The 626-nt window shown below is 62.8% G+C and carries 1 protein-coding gene; it reads right to left on the minus strand.

Going from position 1 to position 626, the window contains the following annotated elements:
• Nucleotides 1-282: rhodanese-like domain-containing protein (locus CSC66_RS17245; RefSeq protein ID WP_202935694.1), on the minus strand; the 282-nt coding region annotated here is incomplete at its 3' end.
• Nucleotides 283-626 lie beyond the last annotated feature (344 nt).

Raw genomic sequence — 626 nt, forward strand, 5'->3', positions numbered from 1 at the left:
CGTCAGCGCCGTTCCCTGCGCCCACGGCACATGCAGGGTTTCCGGAACCTGACCGACGAACTTGCGCTCTTCGGCGGTACGCACGTCCACCAGCTGCGCCTGACCCGAAGAGAACAGCGCCCAGGCCTCGGCAGGCAACACGCCGCCGGCGTACGCCAGGCCGCGCTGCGTCGCCTCGGCGCGCGCACGGACCAGGCTGGCGGGTTCGTCCGAGACAGCGGACGCCAAGGCTCCCAGCAGCTCGGGGCCTCGGGACAGGGCCTGCGGGTCAGGACCGAACATCGTCGTCTCCTTATAGGGTCGGGTCAGGCGCTCGATGCGCCTTACCTCTTCAGAACCTACTGTAAGGGTCGACCGGTCGCTTTAGAACGAAGTTGATGGCCTTTGGTCAGGCGCGAACGTCATAAGAACCCTCAGGTCGGCCCGACGCGCCCGTCCGCCAAAAAAAAAAAACGAGCACGAGCGTGCCGGCAGCAGATAAAGAAACAGCACCCTCGTCTGCAGCGGAGCTAGCAGCTGACGCACAAGGAGGTAACGGTGTAAGCTGAACATTGCTACGCACACGACTAATGCCCCTCATGACAAGATGTAACACCTCCGATGTCGAGCATACTATGCTGTACGCG

It is taken from the genome of Pseudoxanthomonas kaohsiungensis (assembly GCF_010211765.1).
Taxonomy (GTDB): domain Bacteria; phylum Pseudomonadota; class Gammaproteobacteria; order Xanthomonadales; family Xanthomonadaceae; genus Pseudoxanthomonas; species Pseudoxanthomonas kaohsiungensis.